The sequence below is a fragment of the Hydrogenophaga sp. 5NK40-0174 genome (assembly GCF_040372165.1).
Classification (GTDB): Bacteria; Pseudomonadota; Gammaproteobacteria; order Burkholderiales; family Burkholderiaceae_C; genus Hydrogenophaga.
Genome location: NZ_BAABWG010000003.1, coordinates 620728 through 638339, shown reverse-complemented (window position 1 = coordinate 638339; position 17612 = coordinate 620728). Strand labels below are relative to the sequence as shown.

The following is a 17612-nucleotide window of genomic DNA, read 5'->3' as shown; positions in this document are numbered from 1 at the left end:
CCGACACGGCACACCGCGCCGCCCTGACTCCAGACGACATTCCCCATGCTTGAATACCGTACCGTTCCCGTCACACCCTTTGCCCAGAACTGCTCCATCGTCTGGTGTGACGAAACCATGGACGCAGCCGTCATCGATCCCGGTGGCGAGCTGGACCACCTCGAAGAGGTGGCCCGTGAACTGGGCGTGACCATCAAGGCCATCTGGCTCACGCACGCCCACATCGACCACGCCGGCGGCACGGCCGAGCTTGCCAGGCGCCTGTCGCTGCCCATCATTGGCCCGCATCCGGGCGACCAGTTCTGGATTGACGGCCTGGCAGAGCAAAGCCAGCGCTTCGGCTTCCCGCCATCCGAGCCTTTCACGCCCACGCAGTGGCTCAAGGACGGCGATACGGTCAAGATTGGCAACGCCACACTGAACGTGCGCCATTGCCCCGGCCACACCCCCGGCCATGTGGTGTTCCATTCGCCCGACATCAAACGCGCCTTCGTGGGGGATGTGCTGTTTGCCGGCAGCATTGGTCGCACAGATTTTCCGCAGGGCAACCACCAGCAACTGCTCGACAGCATTCGCGAGCGCCTGTGGCCCATGGGTGACGACACCGTGTTCATTCCAGGCCACGGCCCGGAGAGCACGTTTGGCGAAGAGCGCCGCTTCAACCCGTATGTGGGCGAAGGCGCTTGATGCTGCACTAGCCTCGGCCAGCCGTCGCCCTCTCGTAAAGCCCTTGAACCTTGGGCGCGTTGCGCTCAAGCGTGCGGATGCGGTTTGAACCGCTTGGATGCGTGGATAGAAACGCCAGCGACGCGCCTTCTTTGGCTTTTTCCATCTTCTGCCACAGGCTGACGCCTGCATCCGGCCGGTAACCCGCGCGCGCGGCCAGCTCAAGGCCCACCAGATCCGCTTCGGTTTCGTTGTCCCGGCTGAATTTGAGCGTGAGCAGGTCCGAGCCGATGTCGGCAGCCACACCACCCCAGTCGCCCAGGCCGATCAGCTCAGCTCCGATGCGCAGGGTCAGGCTGGTGGCCATGCCCTTGGCGATCTGCTCCCGGCTGTGCTCGCGCAGGGCATGGGCCATTTCATGCCCCATGATCATGGCAACCTCGTCCTCGGTCAGGTCCAGCTTTTCCAAGATGCCGGTGAAGAAAACGATTTTTCCACCCGGCATGCAAAAGGCATTGATGTCCTCGCTCTGAATGGCACTCACCTGCCATTGCCACTGGCTGGCTCTCTCGTTCCACGGAGGCGTGAACGGGATCAGGCGGTCAGCAATCGTTCTCAGGCGCTGCACCCGTGCGTCCGTCGCCGGCAGCAGCGCGCGATCGACCTGAGCCGCCATCAAGGTGGCGTCGTATTGCTTGGCTGCCGCCTCTTCGAGCAAATCTGCTGGCACCAGCTTGCGCATGGTCGAAGGCTCACCCACTTGCACCTGGGCAAGTGCCGGCGCAGCCACCAGGGCGGCAAAGGAGGCTCCGGCGCCGAGAAAGGCACGCCGGGACGACGGCGCTGCCTCAGGGGCAGCCACCGGTTGCGTTTTGAGATCGCACAGAAAGCACATGCGTCAATAATAGGGATGCTGCGCACATTGCGTGGCCAAGCTGTTCAATGCCCACACCCTCGACTTCCTCTCCTTCCTCCGCATCCCCCCGCGCGTCCTGGTCCACGTCACTGAGGGCCATCTGGGACCGTCGCGTGGCCGTCATGCTGGCACTGGGTTTTTCTTCCGGCCTGCCCTATTTGCTCATCTTTTCCTCCCTTTCACTTTGGCTGGTGGAAGCGGGCGTAGAGCGAAAGGCCGTGACCTATTTCAGCTGGGCGGCTTTGGGCTACTCATTCAAGTTCATCTGGGCACCGCTGGTGGACCGGCTGCCATTGCCGGGCCTGACCCGTTGGCTGGGCCGTCGCCGCTCTTATCTCTTGCTGGCCCAGGCAGGGGTGGTTTGCGCCATCATCGGCATGGCCATGACCGACCCGGCGCAGGGTCAGTCCAGCCTCACGATGATGGCGGTGTTTGCCGTCATGCTGGGATTTACTGGGGCCACCCAGGACATCGTTATTGACGCCTATCGCATCGAAATCTCGCCGCCAGAGCAACAGGCCATTCTCGCTTCGGCCTATACCACTGGCTACCGGATCGGCCTGATTTTGGCTGGTGCCGGAGCATTGTATTGGGCAGAGCTCTGGGGGTCATCAAGTGGCGCCTATAGCCACAGTGCGTGGCAATCGGCCTACTTTGTGATGGCCGCTGCCATGTCGATTGGCATTTTCACTACCCTTCTAATGCGCGAACCCCAACACGATGGAGGTCCACAACGATCCAATGACCACGCCCGAATGGTGCTGGTGTTTGTTGGCGGGGTGGCGGCTTTCGTGGCCGCATTTTCCTACTGGTCAACCTTGGTGGACAGCAGCAGTTTTGGCCCGTTGTTATCACTTTTCGCCGCTACCGCGCGCCTCGGAACTTCACTGTCTGCAGCATTCGTGACCGGCTGGCTACTGCTGAAACTGGGCGTGGCCGATACCGCACAAACGCGCGAGACTTGGATTGTTCCGATTCAAGACTTCTTCACTCGCTACGGAGTGCGCACTGCATGGCTGCTGCTGGCCCTGATCGGTCTCTACCGCATCTCCGACATTGTGCTGGGCGCCATTTCCAATATCTTCTACGAGAATCTTGGCTTCAGCAAATCCGAAATCGCCTTTGCCGTCAAAAGCTTTGGCGTCATCGTCGGCATCGCCGGAGGATTCCTCGGCGGCATTCTGGCCACGCGGCTGGGCGTGATGCGCTCCTTGTTCTGGGGCGCCCTGCTGTCGTCGCTGACCAACGTCGCTTTCATCGGTCTGGCCATGGCCGGCCACAATGTGCCCTTGATGTATGGCATCGTCGCGGCAGACAATCTGGCCGCCGGATTTGCCAGCGCCGCATTTGTGGCCTTTCTCTCCAGCCTGACCAATGTGTCGTTCACGGCGGTGCAGTACGCCATTTTCAGCTCGCTCATGACACTGTTGCCCAAAACACTGGGGGGGTATTCAGGTGGCATGGTCGACACACTGGGCTACCCCGGTTTCTTCCTCCTGACCGCCTGCCTGGGCATCCCGGTGCTGGTGCTGGTGGTGCTGGCTGGGCGGCATCTGGGCATCGCACCGCAAAATGCGAGTACGCCGCCCGGTGATTGACCCGCCACAGACGCCTAGGCAAAACAAGACAAGACAGGACACGGCCAGAGTGAGTCAGGACACTTTTCTTTACACGGCTTTCAATATCGGTTGACGTGACCGATGCACCATGAGCCTCCGGACCATTCCGTTTTCAACCGATCAGTCCGCCATCCAAACACCCAGCCGAAGAGCACAAGCGCATGAGTCAAACCCAATTGCTGATGATCGATGACGACGACCGACTGGCCCAGATGGTGTCCGAGTACCTGGGTCAGTCAGGCTTTGCCGTGGCGCACGCCGCCGACGGTGAATCGGGGCTCGAGCAGTTGCCTTTGCTCCACCCGTCACTGGTCATTCTGGACCTGATGATGCCCGGCATCGACGGCCTGGAGGTGTGCCGCCGCATTCGCTCGATGTCGGACGAACTGGCCCAGACACCGGTGCTGATGCTCACCGCCAAGGGCGACCCGATGGACCGCATCATCGGGCTGGAACTGGGCGCCGATGACTACCTGCCCAAGCCGTTTGAACCCCGCGAGTTGCTGGCCCGGGTACGAGCCGTCATGCGCCGCAAAGGCAAGTCGGCTTCAGCACCCACCGAGCGGGCCACGCCGCTGCTGCGCTTTGGCAGCCTGGAGATCGACCGCGATGCCCGCACCCTGGCCGTCAACGGTGAACTCGCCGACCTGACCTCCTACCAGTTTGACCTGCTGGTGGCCATGGCCGAACGGGCGGGCCGCGTGCTCTCGCGCGACCAGATCATGGAAGCCGTGCGCGGCCGCGAACTGGAAGCTTTCGATCGCTCCATCGACGTGCACATTGGCCGCATCCGCAACGCCATCGAGGCTGACAGCAAGAACCCCAAGCGCATCCTCACCGTTCGTGGCGTGGGCTACGTCTTTGCCAAGGAGCAGGACTGAGGCTGCAGATGCCCCTCTCCTGCGCTGAAAATCGCTGAGCAACATGGCCCTTCGATCACTCTTCGGACAACGCCTCTACGTGCGCATCTGGGTCGCCGTGGTGGCGGCCGTGGCCTTGCTCACGGTGGTCGTCGGCAGCCTGTGGCAGATCGCGCTCGACAATGAGCGCGACCGTTTGAGCAACCGCACCGAACGCGAGATCATCATTCGCAACAGCGCCGGCGACATCGTCGGGCAGTCGCCCGCCATGGCGATCAGGGTGCCCGGCCAGGGTCTGGAGTTTCAGGTCGAGACCAAGGAAGGCGACACCCTGTACGTACAGCTGCCCCGCCGTGAACGCAGCCGCACACCCCGCCCAGGTCGCCGCACGCAGGCCTGGCTGCAGTCGCCTTCCGGATTTGCATGGGTTCTGGGGTCCGTGGCCGTGGCCGTTGCCCTGGGTGCCTACCCGATCGTGCGCCGGCTGACCAAACGGCTGGAGGGCCTGCAAAAAGGTGTTGAACGCTGGGGCCAGGGCGATCTCAGCGCCCGCATGCCTGAAGACGGCCAGGACGAGGTGGCTTTTCTCGCCCAGCGTTTCAACGTGGCCGCCGAGCGCGTGGAGACCCTGCTGGCATCGCACAAAACCATGCTGGCCAACGCGTCTCACGAACTGCGGTCTCCGCTGACGCGCATTCGCATGGGCCTGGAGCTCAGTGGTGACCGGGCCCTGAGCCCTGCCCAGCGGACCGAGATTCGGCGCAACATCGAAGAGCTCGACCAGCTGATCGATGAGATCCTGCTGGCCAGCCGGCTGGACGCCAAAGCCGCCGACGATGCCAGCGCACTGGGCGCCCGGGAAGATGTCGACATGGTCGGGCTGGTGGCTGAAGAATGCGCACGCGTCTCCGCCGAGCTGGATATCCTCAGTGGCACCGACCCCGCCATCGTCAATGGCAGCGCCAAGCTTCTGCGCCGCGTCGTGCGCAACCTGCTGGAGAATGCGCGCCGCTATGGCCGCTCTGCCAAAGGAGACGGCAGCAGCGCTGCAGACGGCATTCTGTTGAGCCTGGACGTCATCGAGCCCCAGGCGAGCAAGGGTGCAGGCACCGCGAACCGGCAGGTTCAGATCAGTGTCGAAGACCGCGGACCTGGTGTCCCGGTCGCATTGCGCGAAAAGATCTTCGAGCCGTTTTACCGGCTGCCCGGCGCGAGCGAGAGCGTCGGCGGCGTGGGTCTGGGCCTGTCCTTGGTCAAACGACTCGTGGAACGCCATGGGGGCCAGGTGCAGTGCGAGGACAGAAACGGTGGTGGCGCCCGGTTTGTCGTGCTGCTCCCCGCAGTGCCCCCTGCATAAGCCCCTTCTCAGGGCATGGAAAAACCTCGCTCGAGTGCTATCAAACTTGGAAAATTGATTCTTTGGTTTTCATTTTTGTCGGGTTTGGTTTGCAAGCATCAGCTTTTTAGGTGACAATTCGACACATTGCTGTCACATCGCAAATCTTTGCATTCACTGGCGACGCGGCGGCTCCGGCACAGACCTGTTGCCGATGAACCCGCTACCGCCAGCATTCACCGCCACTGACCCCTGGGTCGCTCAAGGTGCGCGGACCAAGGGCCACTCTTCACCGGTGGCCCTTTTTTTTGGGGCTCATGTCCCCCAGTCGCTGGCGGCCGCGGCGAAGCTGACCGCAGCCCCCACATGACAACGAAACAAAAAAAAACCGACCCATCCGGGTCGGTTGTCTCATTCCATGGCACCTCTGATGGGCGCTCATTGATATGTGTCTGTTGTTCTGATTCTGTCGGACGGGTGTCTCCTCGGTCCCCCCGCGGTCGCGAGACCTGGGGCCCCGTCAGCGAGTGAAGAGAATGTAACCGCTCAAACCACGATCGTGTATCCGGGGTTTCCCTTGGAAACGGCAACGCTGCGCGGCGCATGCCTCAGATGGCCACCGTCAGCGCAGCTGTCATGCCTGCAGACACAGAGCCCGACACAGATGCCATTTGCATGGAGGCACCATCGTCGGCAAAGACGTTGTCGCTCGAGAGGGAGATCCGTCCCAGGTTGGAAGCGCTGCCGTTGTAAAGACTGGTGCCATAAACCTCGCTGCAAGCCCAGTACGGCAGTGCCAGCTGCGTGACCTTCACATAGTCGCCCGTGGCCGAGTTGCCCGTGGCCTCCTCGAGACTGCCGTATATCTCGAAATGGATGTGTGGCCACCGGCCGTCATAGCAGCCGGGGAAAATGCTGTTGAATTGCACCTGGCCGTTGCTGTCACTGACCTGCACGCCCCGCAGGTAGTTCTGCCCTGTCACACCACTGCTGTAGAGGGAGTACCGCCCTTGCGCATCACAATGCCACAGATAGACAGCCAGTCCCGAGAGGGTGCCACATGAAGCACTGGCGTCCACCAGGGTCAGGGTAATGCTCAGGGGCACGCCGGAGGCGGTTCCACTGGCCCCGGCAATGCTGCTGCGAATGTCTCGTCGCACGATGCCGGAGAGTGCCAGCGCGTTGAGGCTGCGGTTCTGCCCATTGGCTCCGTCGGCCGGATAGGGGCCAGCTGTCTCGGTGGGGATGACGCTGCAACTACCGCTTGCGCTGGAGCTGCTGGCGTAGGTGGTGCTGTCATCCTCCTCCGTGCCACCACAGGCGAACAAGCCCAGAGGCGTTGCGGCGGCCAGCGCCCCCGCGCCCATCCAGCGCATGGCCTGCCGGCGTTGGCTGGCCTGTTCGGACAATGCATGCAGGTCATGGTGCAGTGCGCCTGTCCATCGCCTGGAAGATGGAGGGAATTCAGAATGTTCAGAGGGTTTCGTCATCGGGATTTCCTTTCAAGGCTTTCCTGGTCTTCCTGGTTTTCTTTTCTTCACACTTGCCGGGCTTGCGCGCCGGCAGGATGGGTGTGCTCATCTGAATCAGGGCATGCGTCTGTATTTGCGCCTTGTCCAGATCCAGGTTGAGACGATCGAGCTGATGCACAGGCAAGCCCAGATCGGGCAACGGCTTGCACTCGGTCGCCTCGGCAGGTTCAGCGCGGGTGCATACCGGCAGCATGTGCTCTGGCGTCAGGTCCTGGGACAGGCGCAGCAGTCCATGCCCGTAGGCCACCAGATGTTGACCCCATGGCCAGTAGGCGCGCACGTATATGCGAGGTGAGGTGGCGTCGCGGGCGGCAGGGTATGGCATCACGAACTGCACACGGCCGGTCGCGTCCGTGACCTGGACGCCATGCATGAAGCAAACAGCGGAGCGTGCATCCATTTGTGCAGGCACACTCCAGCCACTGGGGTCGTCGTGCCAGATGTACACCCATGCACCGGCGACAGGCGACTGTCTTTCGTCAACCAGCTGCATGGACAGCGATAGCGACACACCGGGTCGTCCGCCGCAAATGTTGAGCTGCACCGCAGGAGACGATCGCAGCAGATCGGCAGTGGCCACGGGCATCGACAGCCGATGGGACACCAGTTGCAGCACGGGTGAGCGCACATGGGAAGCTGAAACAGAGGCCGGCGCACCAAGATACTCGGCCATGCTGTTTGCAGCGCGGGGTGTACGGGTCTGGTTCAGCGAGGGATGGGGAGATCGGGTCAGCATGTCCCCGATCTTCATCACCTCAGGTGAAGCCTGTGTCGCGGCTTTGTATCAAAGCCGACAAACTGGGAGAAACGGGGAGGGAAGCGAAACGAGGAAGAGAAGCGAGAACGCGAATGCTGCGGCTCATGCCACCGGCAGCCGCAGGGTGACCCGCAGGCCGCCTTCTTCGCGGTTGAGCAGATCGAGTGAGCCACCTTCGCGCTCTGCCAGGTCGCGCGCAATGGCCAGACCCAGACCACTGCCACTGGTGGCACTCTGGTCGCCACCTTCGCCCAACCGCACCCAGGGCTGAAACGCCTGCTCGCGCAAGGCTGGCGCGATGCCTGGCCCATCGTCGTCAATGCTCAGTTCGGCCCAGTGCTCCGTCTGGTGCAGGTGCAGCCGGGCGCGGTGTCCATAACGAAGCGCGTTGCTCACCAGATTGTCGATGATCCGGCGCACGGACGCTGCGTGAACGCGCACCGGCAAGCACAGGTCTTCGGGCGCCGTCTCACATTCCACGTCCTGCCCTTGCTCGACTCTGTCATCCACCATGGAGATCACCAGCGCAGCCAGGTCCAGGCGTTGCGACTCCACGTTCCCGGCTTGCTCGCGCATGACTGCCAGCGACGCGTCGATGAGCTCGTCCATTTCGGCAATATCGCGAGAAGCCGCCTGCGCCGCCTCGTCTGGCAGCTGTTCGATGCGCAGCCGCAGGCGCGTCAGCGGTGTGCGCAAGTCGTGGGAAACAGCTGCCATGTGGAGGCTGCGCTGATTGAACTGGTGCTGCAGGCCTTTGGCCATCTGGTTGAACGCGCCAGCCGCTTCACGCACTTCCACCGTTCCCGCAGCCTCGTCCATGGAGGGCATGGGTTTGCCCTGGGCCAACGCCTGATTGAGTTCAACCGAGGCTTTGCCCAGGCGACGAATCGGTCCGGAGAGCCAGCGCGCTGCGATGTAGGCACCCATTGCCATGATCGAGAAACGCAAGGCGTAATCCAGCCAGAGCGCACGTGCTGGCAGGCCTCGCCGACGCCCGGGCGGCGGCTCGTCGCCGTTCGCCGGATCTGGCCGACCGGCGCCTGGCCCCGGCAACAAGCCACCCAGCGGCAATGACGGCACCGGGACCTTGTCGATGTCCTGAAGACGGCGCGCCGCGTCGTCCCGCCCCGTGGCCCATGGCACCGCCAAAGAGAAAGCGGTGAGGTGGCTGACGAACAGCACCACCCACATGATCAGGAAGATTCGCAGGAAAAGGCTGTCCCATGCACGCCGGGCACCTCTGGCTTTGACCTGCGGGGCGTCCGTTGAGTGCTCGCTGGCTGCCGGCCGCATCATGCCTGCACCTTGCCCGTGAAGATATACCCGGCGCCACGAAGCGTGCGAATGAGCTCGCCCTGTGACTGGTGCCGGCGATCTCCCAGTTTGGCGCGCAGCCGTGAGACGGACAGATCCACACTGCGCTCACTCACTTCCACACCAGGCGCACGCGTCAGGTCCAGCAGGCGGTCGCGACTGAGGACCTGCTGAGGATGATCCACCATGGCGCACAACAGCCGGTACTCGGCTGCCGAGAGCGCCATCATCATGCCGTCCGGGGTTTTGAGCTGGCGTGCCACCCGATCAAAGGTCCAGCCATTGAACCTGACCTGGGCCGGGGGCCAGCCTGCCGTGGGCCCGGCCACTGGCTCGCCCGAACGCCGGAGCACCGCCTTCATTCGAGCCACCAGTTCGCGTGGCTCGAACGGCTTGGGCAGATAGTCATCAGCCCCCAGCTCCAGCCCCAGTACCCTGGACGGCGTATCGCCTTGCGCGGTGAGCATGATCACCGGCAGGCCCGGCCATTCAAGCTTGAGCCACTGACAAAGATCCAGCCCGCTTTCGTCCGGCAACATCAGATCGAGCAACACCAGCTCGGGCATCCGGTCACCACGCATGGCCGAGCGCAACGCCGCACCATCGGCCACCGCTTCCACCTCATAGCCGAAAGGCGCCAGATAACCCAGCAGCAGTTGCCGGATCTCCGGGTCGTCGTCGACCAGCAGGCAGTGCACTGGCCCGGCCGTTGGCGGACTGTCGAGTTGATTGGTTGCGGAAGAAAAAGCGTTGGGTGCGGGCGATGACATCGTGCACATCAGTTTACGCACCGTTATGGGTACTGTCTCACGCGACATGAATCTTTACCGTGCATGCACAGGACCCGCTCGCACAGCGGCCATGCGCATTTGCACGCTTTGGTTTTAAGCGAACGGACACACCCTGCCTGGCACGCCGATTGCACTCAGGCTGCTCACCCCAGCCTACGCTGGCCACCCATGTGCGCACCATTCAGGCCGCGCCATCCAGCACCAGGAGAGCCGGAGAAATATGTCGCAAAACGATCGCATGGCGGCTGCCGCCCACCTGCACGTGGCCCTGCGCCGCAAGACAGGCCGCATCATCGACACCGAGTGGATGGTTTGCAACGACGAATACGCGCGTGCCATGGTTGACTACGCCCGCAGCAAAGCGCATGAGGAAGGAGATGAAGACCTGTTGGCGCTGGCCAACCGACTCGATGCACAACTCAGACACAGCCGCCCGGTCACAAGCCGCACCGCCCCCGCTCCTGCATCTGCCTCGATGGCGGCGCAGGCCAGGGATTCGCTCAGCCACCGCTACGTCGGTCGCCTGCGTTGAGTTGCAACCTGCGGCCGACTCGCGTGACCTGCCGCCGCCTCGCTACTGCCCGGCGTTGATCCAGCGCGCCGCCTTCTCCGCGATCATGAGTGTCGGACTGTTGGTATTGCCACTGGTGATGGTGGGCATGACGCCTGCATCCACCACACGCAGGCCATCCACCCCGCGCACGCGAAGGTGACTGTCGACCACCGCCATCGGATCGTCCGCCTTGCCCATACGCGTGGTGCCCACCGGATGAAAGATGGTGCTGGCGATGTCACCGGCCAGGCGTGCGAGTTCCTCGTCGGTCTGGAACTGGGCGCCCGGTTTGTACTCCTGCGGTGCATAACGCGCCATGGCCGGCTGCGCCAGGATGTTTCGCGTCACGCGCAAGCTGTCGGCCGCGACCTGCCTGTCTGCTTCGGTGCTCAGGTAGTGCGGCGCAATGGCCGGCGCATCTTCTGCGCTCGCCGTCCTGATGCGCACATGACCCCGACTGGTGGGATTGAGGTTGCACACGCTGGCCGTGATGGCCGGGAAAGTATGCAGCGGCTCGCCAAAGGCATCGAGCGAGAGCGGCTGCACGTGGTACTCGAGATTGGGCCACTTCTGCGACGGATCGCTGCGCGTGAACGCACCCATCTGACTGGGCGACATGGACAGTGGCCCACTGCGGCGCAGCGCATATTCCAGCCCCATCATGGCTTTGCCCCACATCGATGACGCCAGCTGATTGAGGGTTCGCGCACCCCTGACCTTGAACACCGTCCGGATCTGCAAATGGTCTTGCAGGTTCTCGCCGACGCCGGGCAGGTCATGCTGCACTGCCACCCCCAGGGACTGCAGATAGGCCGCCGGCCCGATGCCTGAGAGCTGCAGAATCTGAACGGAGCCAATGCTGCCTGAGCTGAGCACCACCTCGCGGTTGGCGTTGACGGTCACGCGCTGCCCGCCACGCAGCAACTCAATGCCCGTGCATCGGGGGCGGGCGCCGTCCGTGCCGGCGGAGAGAAGCAGGCGCTGCACTTGCGACTCGGTCCAGACTTCCAGGTTCGGCCGTTGCAGCACAGGCCGCAAGAATGCCTTGGACGCGTTCCATCGCCAACCCGCTTTCTGGTTGACTTCGAAATAACCCACACCTTCGTTGTTGCCCGTGTTGAAGTCGTCCGTGGCCGGAATGCCGGCTTCTTGCGCTGCCCGTGCAAAGGCATCCAGCACATCCCACTGCAGACGCTGCTTGTCCACCCGCCATTCACCGGTACTGCCCTGCTGGCCATTGCCATGCAAAGCCGCAAAGGCCGGATCGCTCATGCCCTGCTGGGTCGCATCGAGCTTGTAATGGTCTTCATGCGCGCGAAAGTCCGGGAGACAGTTGTCCCAGCGCCAGGCGTCATCGCCCGTGGTTTCTGCCCACTGGTCGTAGTCACGGCTCTGTCCACGCATGTAGATCATGCCGTTGATGCTCGAGCATCCGCCCAGCGTCTTGCCCCGCGGATAACGCAAGGTCCGGCCATTGAGTCCGGCATCCGGCTCGGTCTGGTACAGCCAGTCAGTTCGCGGATTGCCAATGCAATACAGGTAACCGACCGGAATATGGATCCAGTGATAGTCATCCTTGCGCCCTGCTTCAATGAGCAGCACACGCTTGGATGCATCCGCACTCAGCCGATTCGCCAGCAAACAACCGGCCGTGCCTGCCCCAACGACGACATAGTCAAACGCGATGTTCTCGTTCATTGTTCTGGCTCCTCTACCCATGTGCAATTGGTGGGCTCGTTCGCCGAACGGTCTGCCAAGTCGCAGACCCAGGGGCGCACCCAAAGCCACCTCCAGTGAGGTGGCGAGCAAAAACCAAGGGCGCGGCAGGTCCGGGTTTCCCGGCCTGCATCGCGCCGTCCCCCCTCCGGGGGGAAGCGCCGAAGGCGCGCAGGGGGGGTTACGACCGCCGCGACGGGCCGCCCCGAGCAAGGTCCGCCCCCTTGGGGGGCAGCGATCCGCGCAGCGGCGGAGCGTGGGGGCATCGTTACTTCGCCGTAGGCATCACAAACTCAGCCCCCTTGCCAATGCTCTCGGGCCAGCGCTGCATGATGGACTTCTGCTTGGTGTAGAAGCGCACGCCTTCCTCGCCATACGCATGCATGTCGCCAAACAGGCTCTTCTTCCAGCCGCCAAAACCTTGCCAGGCCATAGGGACAGGAATGGGAACATTGATGCCGACCATGCCCACCTGAATGCGGCGTGCAAACTCCCGAGCAACATTGCCATCACGGGTGAAGCAGGAGGTACCGTTGCCGAATTCATGGTCGTTGATCAACTGCACGGCAGTGGAAAAATCCGGCACGCGCACGCAGGACAGCACAGGGCCAAAAATCTCTTCCTTGTAGATCTTCATCTCGGGCGTCACGTGGTCGAACAGCGTGCCGCCCAGCCAGAAGCCATCGTTGCAGCCCTCGCCAGCGGCCTTGCCGTCAAACCCACGGCCATCGACCAGCAACTGTGCGCCTTCGGCAGCACCCGACTCGATGTAGCCGGTGATGCGCGAACGGGCGGCTTCGGTGACGATGGGACCCATTTCGGCAGCCAGGTTCAGGCCGTCAAGCACCTTGAGCGCCTTGGTGCGCTCGATCAGCTTGGGCATGATCTTCTCGCCCACGCCGCCCACCAGCACGGCCACCGAGATGGCCATGCAGCGCTCACCGGCCGAGCCGTAGGCGGAGCCGATCAGGGCATCGACCGCCTGATCCAGATCGGCATCGGGCATGACCACCATGTGGTTCTTGGCGCCACCCAGAGCCTGCACACGCTTGCCGTGGTGGGCGCCGGTCTCGTAGATGTAGTTGGCGATCGGAGTGGAGCCCACAAAGCTGATGGCCTTCACATCCGGGTGCAACAGCAGCGCATCCACCGCCTCCTTGTCGCCCTGGACCACGTTGAATACGCCATCGGGCAGGCCAGCCTGCTTGAGCAGGTCGGCGATCAGCAGGCTGGGGGTCGGGTCGATGGGGCTGGGCTTGAGGATGAAGGTATTGCCGGCGGCAATGGCCAGCGGGAACATCCACATGGGCACCATGACCGGAAAATTGAACGGCGTGATGCCGGCCACCACACCCAGCGGCTGGCGGATCGTCCAGTTGTCCATGCCGGTGGACACCTGATCGGTGAAGTCGCCTTTGAGGAGCTGGGGAATGCCGCAGGCGAATTCGATGATGTCGATGCCACGGGCCACTTCGCCCTGCGCATCGGTGAACACCTTGCCATGCTCGACGGTGATGGCCCGGGCCAGATCGTCCTTGTGCTGATTGACCAGCTCCAGGAACTTGAACATCACGCGAGCGCGGCGAATGGGCGGCGTCTCGGCCCAATCCGGAAACGCAGCCTGCGCAGCTGCAACAGCAGCGCCCACATCTGCTGCCGTCGCCAGCGAAACCTGACCGGTCACTTCGCCGGTGGCGGGATTGGTCACCTTCTGGTGGCGGCTGCTGTCACCCGCGGTGCGCTGACCGCCGATCCAGTGATCGATATTTGCAATACTCATGCGATTGACTCCAGTGAATCGCATGAGTTTGCGCAGTTCGGGTTGAAAAATCCAATGAAATCGGCAAACATCTGATATAAGACTTTCAAATATCTGTCTCGCTGCTCAACTGCTTTTCCATGCGTCATAGTGCGCCCCAACCCACCCCGCGGCCCAGCCACTTCGATCCGGTCATGCTCCGGGCATTTGTGGCCGTGGCCCGGGAGGGCAACGTCTCGCGCGCGGCCGAGCGCCTGCACCTGAGCCAGCCCGCTGTGAGCCTGCAACTCAAGGCGCTGGCGGAGCAGACCGGCCTGCAGTTGTTCTCGCGCACCCCGAGAGGCATGGCACTGACCCAGGATGGCGCCGCGCTGCTGTCACTGGCAGACCGCGCCCTGGCCGCCCTGAACGATTTCGGTCAGGCCGCTGCTGCCATGCAGGACACCTTGCGTGGCAGCTTGCGCATTGGCACCATCCTCGACCCCGAGTTCATCCGGCTCGGCGCGTTTCTGAAACAGCTCGCCGAAACCAGCCCGCAGGTAGGCACCGAGCTGAGCCAGGGCATGAGTGGTGATGTGATGGCGCGGCTTGAGCGCGGCGACGTTGATGTGGGCTTCTTCCTCGATCTGCCGCAAGACCCGGTGGGCGCGCCCTGGCAAGTGCGGCAGCTGACCCGGTTCACCTATCGCGTCCTGGCACCTGCCGGCTGGGGCCCTCAGGTGCGCGGCAAGGACTGGAAAGCCCTGGCCGCCCTGCCCTGGCTGGCCACCCCGCCAGCCAGTGCACACCACCGCCTGCAAAAGCGCCTGTTCGGCCCCGGTTCTCTGACCGGTCTGGAGCCACGCCGTGTGGCGTTGGTCGATCAGGAGGCCTCCATGCTCGACCTCGTGCGAAGCGGTGTCGGCCTCAGCCTCGCGCGTGACGCCATTGCCATCCGCGAAGCTCAGGCCCGCGGCCTCGTCATTGCCGAAGCCGTTTCACTCGAATGCGACCTGTGTTTCATCTGCCTGCAGGAGCGCGCAGGCGACCCGGTCGTGGAGAGCGCCTGGCGAGCGCTGGATGCGGTCTGGCGATAGTGCCCTTTAGCGACCGCTCAGACTGCTTCCAGCACCTCGGCAGGAAAGTCGTAATCCGGGTCAATCGACCTGGCGGCCATGACCGGCAACCAGTGGGTAATGAACACCTCGCCAACCCAACGCCGCGTCGACGGGTCCGGTGGGTTGTTGTCCCAGTGCAGGGTCACGCCGCAGAAGGAGCCGATGCCGGCATCGACTGACAGACCCAGCGGCACGTGCGGCGCCACACCACCGGCCGGCTGTGCTTCCATGCGCCAGGCACAGAGCATGCGGTCGAAATAGCCGACCGTGCCGCGGTCCCAGATATCGGCCACATACACATCCCAGGTCCCCGGCGTCTCGACAATGAATCCCCATTCAAACTCGAACACTTTTTCCGGCAGGTCCTGAGGGTCGAGCATGCCAATGGCGGAGACGTCTTCGCGGGCCAGATACTGGCCCATGAGCTCGCCGGGCCCGGTGGCCTGCCCCTTGACGAAACGGTCCACCTCGTCCCGCCTGGCCACAAACAGCGGCGCGGGTTCTGACCATGAGCGTTTGGCGCGCTTGAGCAGGCGAGACGTCGCATCCACACTCTTCTGCGCATTGATGACCCACTCCTGAAACTGCTTGCGCCCCTCAGGGGTGGAGATCTGCGTGAGGGTTTCCTCAAAGGCCTTGTCATCCTTGAGGTAGCCGTCTTCGCGCAGCCGCAGAACGATGTCCAGCGTAGAGTCGCGCATGATGCACTCGAGGGTGTAGGCCATCTCGCCACCCTCGAAATCCTTCATGGTGCGCTGGACCCAGGCCATGTGCTCCGCAGGCGAAAGCCCCTGCGGCGGCCTCGGCATGTCGTTGTAGAGCGCGCGCATCACGCGCACCGTATCCAGATCACTCGCCATGTCAGTCCATCAAAAGTTTGGTGTTCACTGCGTCTCGGTCGCCCCAAACGCAAAAATCCAGCTTAGTGCGAAACCCTTGGTACGCCAAGCGCCCGATGCAATCACTGGCCGTGGCCGCGACACAGGTCACACCGGAGGCGGCATGCGGCAGCACCAGCTGGCGAGTACTGGGTATAAAGTGTTATCGACCCGCGGCCCGGACTCTTGAGGCATTCTTCACGCGACAATCCACCGCCAATCGGAATCAGCCCCACGATCAGCCATGGAACTCAATCTTTACCAGGCCCTCTTCATCGGCTTTGTCAGTCTCGTGTGTCTCGGTCTCCTGGTCGACGCGTGCCGCACTGGCGGCATCTGGGCCAAAGGCGGTCGGGAAGGCGAGCCAGGTGCTGCATGGAATGCACACAAAATCACGCGCCAGGAATCACCCGCCGAATACTGGTTTCATGCGGTGTTCTATGCATTTGGTGCGCTGCTGCCACTGGTCGTGTTCCTCTTCTGAGGACTGCACCGAAGCCACCCGAGCCACATCCAGCCGAAAGACAGACATGAACAACCCGGTCGTTTCACTCATCTCCGCTGCCAGTCAACTCACGGACACCTGGTCGCCACGCGTGGTGGGCGCCGTCGATGACGCCTATGTCAAAGTGGCCAAAGTCCATGGCACGCTGGCCTGGCACGCCCATGACGACGAAGACGAGCTGTTCCTCGTCCTCAAGGGGCATTTGCGGATCGAACTCGAAGGCATGGACGCGGTCGAGCTGAACGCTGGTGACATGTACGTCGTGCCCAAAGGGGTGCGGCACAACCCGGTGGCGGAAAACGAATGCCTGATCATGCTGTTCGAGCGCAAATCCACTTTGCACACCGGCCGCGAGTCCACGGACAAGACCCGATCCATCGAAGAGCAGCTTCAGCGAGACTGAGCCGTCAGCAGACGGATCGCGTGCAGGCGCACCTGGAAGAACGGGAAGTAGTCGTCGGTCATGAAGAAGTTGCCGGCCTCGGCAGCAAACGGCAGCCGGTAGCCGTCCACCTCCCGAAAATCCGAAACAAAGCCGCCAAACGGCTGCAACTGGTACACCTTCTGCGGGTTGGCGTTCGTCCAGCGCTGGATCCGCACCCATTGTGGTTGCCCATCCTCGTCGACATGGATATCCACGGCCTGCGTCATGCCGCGGTGTGTGACATGCGCACGCGCCGTGTCGTTGTCAACCCGCTCCCAGCGGACCCCTGCTTGCGGCAGCAAGGCAGCAGGCGTCCAGATGGCGGCTTCTACCACCACACGGCCAAACGCGGCACGAAGGTGGTCAGGGTCCGGACCGACGCGCGCAACCGGCACCAATGCGCCCAGCCAGAAACGCGTCCAGGAGCCTTCGTCGCCCATTCCGTCAGAGCCAGAAATGCTCATGGCCCCGTCGCCTCCGCGCAGCTGCCAGACCAAGCCGTGCGGACACGACAGGACCTGTGTGGCGGTCATGGACAGGGGCTTCGGGTTCCGCTTGTCGCCCAGATCCAAAGTGCCCTCCATCGTGAGCAATGCCGTCGAAGTCAGGCGTGCACCCGGCTGGATCACGTATTGGAAGTACCGCCGCGCCGGCGCCGGCAACCCGTCCACCATGGAGGGCTCATAGACTTCGCCTGCACGCCACAGGCCCGAACGACCTGTCAGCCCTGTCCAGGTTCGTGTGGCCAGACGCTGGTCTGCCCAGCGCCGCCATGTCAGTCCCGCGGCGACCAGGGCCACCACCACCAGAATCAGCAAGAACCAGCGCATTCGAGGCTCCTTGCGGCCGGGGTTTTCACCCGCCCGCCATTGCGAAGTGGCTCGCCACC

Annotated in this window: 17 protein-coding genes; 8 read left to right on the top strand and 9 right to left on the bottom strand. The window is 63.1% G+C overall.

The window, feature by feature from the left end:
- Positions 1-45 precede the first annotated feature (45 nt).
- Positions 46-687, top strand: a complete 642-nt coding sequence (locus ABWV89_RS12615; protein WP_353397195.1) for an MBL fold metallo-hydrolase — start codon at positions 46-48, stop codon at positions 685-687.
- Positions 688-694: 7 nt separating this feature from the next.
- Here ABWV89_RS12615 and ABWV89_RS12610 read toward each other — a convergent pair whose 3' ends face one another.
- On the bottom strand, positions 695-1561 hold the full coding sequence (locus ABWV89_RS12610) for a M48 family metallopeptidase (RefSeq protein WP_353397193.1): 867 nt from the start codon (positions 1559-1561) through the stop codon (positions 695-697).
- A gap of 47 nt (positions 1562-1608) precedes the next feature.
- Between ABWV89_RS12610 and ABWV89_RS12605 the strand changes: the two genes are divergently transcribed.
- The 3 genes from ABWV89_RS12605 to ABWV89_RS12595 all read left to right on the top strand — a co-directional run bounded on the left by ABWV89_RS12605 (position 1609) and on the right by ABWV89_RS12595 (position 5418).
- Positions 1609-3180 (top strand): AmpG family muropeptide MFS transporter, encoded by a 1572-nt coding sequence (locus ABWV89_RS12605; protein ID WP_353397191.1) that lies wholly within the window; start codon positions 1609-1611, stop codon positions 3178-3180.
- 182 nt (positions 3181-3362) lie between these two features.
- Positions 3363-4082 carry a response regulator gene (locus ABWV89_RS12600; protein WP_353397189.1) on the top strand — a complete coding sequence of 240 codons (720 nt, stop codon included), beginning with the start codon at positions 3363-3365 and terminating at the stop codon, positions 4080-4082.
- A gap of 43 nt (positions 4083-4125) precedes the next feature.
- On the top strand, positions 4126-5418 hold the full coding sequence (locus tag ABWV89_RS12595) for a HAMP domain-containing sensor histidine kinase (RefSeq protein ID WP_353397187.1): 1293 nt from the start codon (positions 4126-4128) through the stop codon (positions 5416-5418).
- Positions 5419-6005: 587 nt separating this feature from the next.
- Here the strand turns inward: ABWV89_RS12595 and ABWV89_RS12590 are convergent.
- From ABWV89_RS12590 to ABWV89_RS12575, 4 genes are all read right to left on the bottom strand, one after another.
- Complete coding sequence (locus ABWV89_RS12590) at positions 6006-6887, bottom strand: dioxygenase family protein (RefSeq protein WP_353397185.1); 882 nt, start codon at positions 6885-6887, stop codon at positions 6006-6008.
- Positions 6871-7665, bottom strand: coding sequence for a peptidase associated/transthyretin-like domain-containing protein (locus ABWV89_RS12585; protein WP_353397184.1), 795 nt, complete (start codon positions 7663-7665; stop codon positions 6871-6873). Before ABWV89_RS12585 ends, ABWV89_RS12590 begins: the two co-directional genes overlap by 17 nt.
- A 123-nt stretch (positions 7666-7788) precedes the next feature.
- Complete coding sequence (locus ABWV89_RS12580; protein ID WP_353397182.1) at positions 7789-8982, bottom strand: ATP-binding protein; 1194 nt, start codon at positions 8980-8982, stop codon at positions 7789-7791.
- Positions 8979-9770 (bottom strand): response regulator, encoded by a 792-nt coding sequence (locus ABWV89_RS12575; RefSeq protein WP_353397180.1) that lies wholly within the window; start codon positions 9768-9770, stop codon positions 8979-8981. Before ABWV89_RS12575 ends, ABWV89_RS12580 begins: the two co-directional genes overlap by 4 nt.
- A 241-nt stretch (positions 9771-10011) precedes the next feature.
- Between ABWV89_RS12575 and ABWV89_RS12570 the strand changes: the two genes are divergently transcribed.
- Positions 10012-10323, top strand: a complete 312-nt coding sequence (locus ABWV89_RS12570) for a hypothetical protein (RefSeq protein WP_353397179.1) — start codon at positions 10012-10014, stop codon at positions 10321-10323.
- A 42-nt stretch (positions 10324-10365) separates the two neighbouring features.
- Here ABWV89_RS12570 and ABWV89_RS12565 read toward each other — a convergent pair whose 3' ends face one another.
- Entirely contained in the window at positions 10366-12042 is a 1677-nt protein-coding gene (locus ABWV89_RS12565; RefSeq protein ID WP_353397177.1) for a GMC family oxidoreductase, read from the bottom strand.
- A gap of 286 nt (positions 12043-12328) precedes the next feature.
- The gene (locus ABWV89_RS12560) at positions 12329-13840 is read right to left on the bottom strand and encodes a CoA-acylating methylmalonate-semialdehyde dehydrogenase (RefSeq protein WP_353397175.1); all 1512 of its coding nucleotides are present in this window, start codon (positions 13838-13840) and stop codon (positions 12329-12331) included.
- 119 nt (positions 13841-13959) lie between these two features.
- Between ABWV89_RS12560 and ABWV89_RS12555 the strand changes: the two genes are divergently transcribed.
- Positions 13960-14895 carry a LysR family transcriptional regulator gene (locus ABWV89_RS12555; protein ID WP_353397173.1) on the top strand — a complete coding sequence of 312 codons (936 nt, stop codon included), beginning with the start codon at positions 13960-13962 and terminating at the stop codon, positions 14893-14895.
- A 17-nt stretch (positions 14896-14912) separates the two neighbouring features.
- On the opposite strand, the gene ABWV89_RS12550 is transcribed toward ABWV89_RS12555, so the two are convergent.
- On the bottom strand, positions 14913-15776 hold the full coding sequence (locus ABWV89_RS12550; protein WP_353397172.1) for a hypothetical protein: 864 nt from the start codon (positions 15774-15776) through the stop codon (positions 14913-14915).
- Positions 15777-16038: 262 nt separating this feature from the next.
- Between ABWV89_RS12550 and ABWV89_RS12545 the strand changes: the two genes are divergently transcribed.
- Both ABWV89_RS12545 and ABWV89_RS12540 read left to right on the top strand, forming a co-directional pair.
- Positions 16039-16278, top strand: a complete 240-nt coding sequence (locus ABWV89_RS12545; RefSeq protein ID WP_353397170.1) for a hypothetical protein — start codon at positions 16039-16041, stop codon at positions 16276-16278.
- A gap of 46 nt (positions 16279-16324) precedes the next feature.
- On the top strand, positions 16325-16702 hold the full coding sequence (locus ABWV89_RS12540; RefSeq protein WP_353397169.1) for a cupin domain-containing protein: 378 nt from the start codon (positions 16325-16327) through the stop codon (positions 16700-16702).
- Here the strand turns inward: ABWV89_RS12540 and ABWV89_RS12535 are convergent.
- Complete coding sequence (locus ABWV89_RS12535) at positions 16690-17553, bottom strand: DUF6544 family protein (RefSeq protein WP_353397167.1); 864 nt, start codon at positions 17551-17553, stop codon at positions 16690-16692. The two genes, ABWV89_RS12540 and ABWV89_RS12535, sit on opposite strands and share 13 nt — an antisense overlap.
- Positions 17554-17612: the final 59 nt, after the last annotated feature.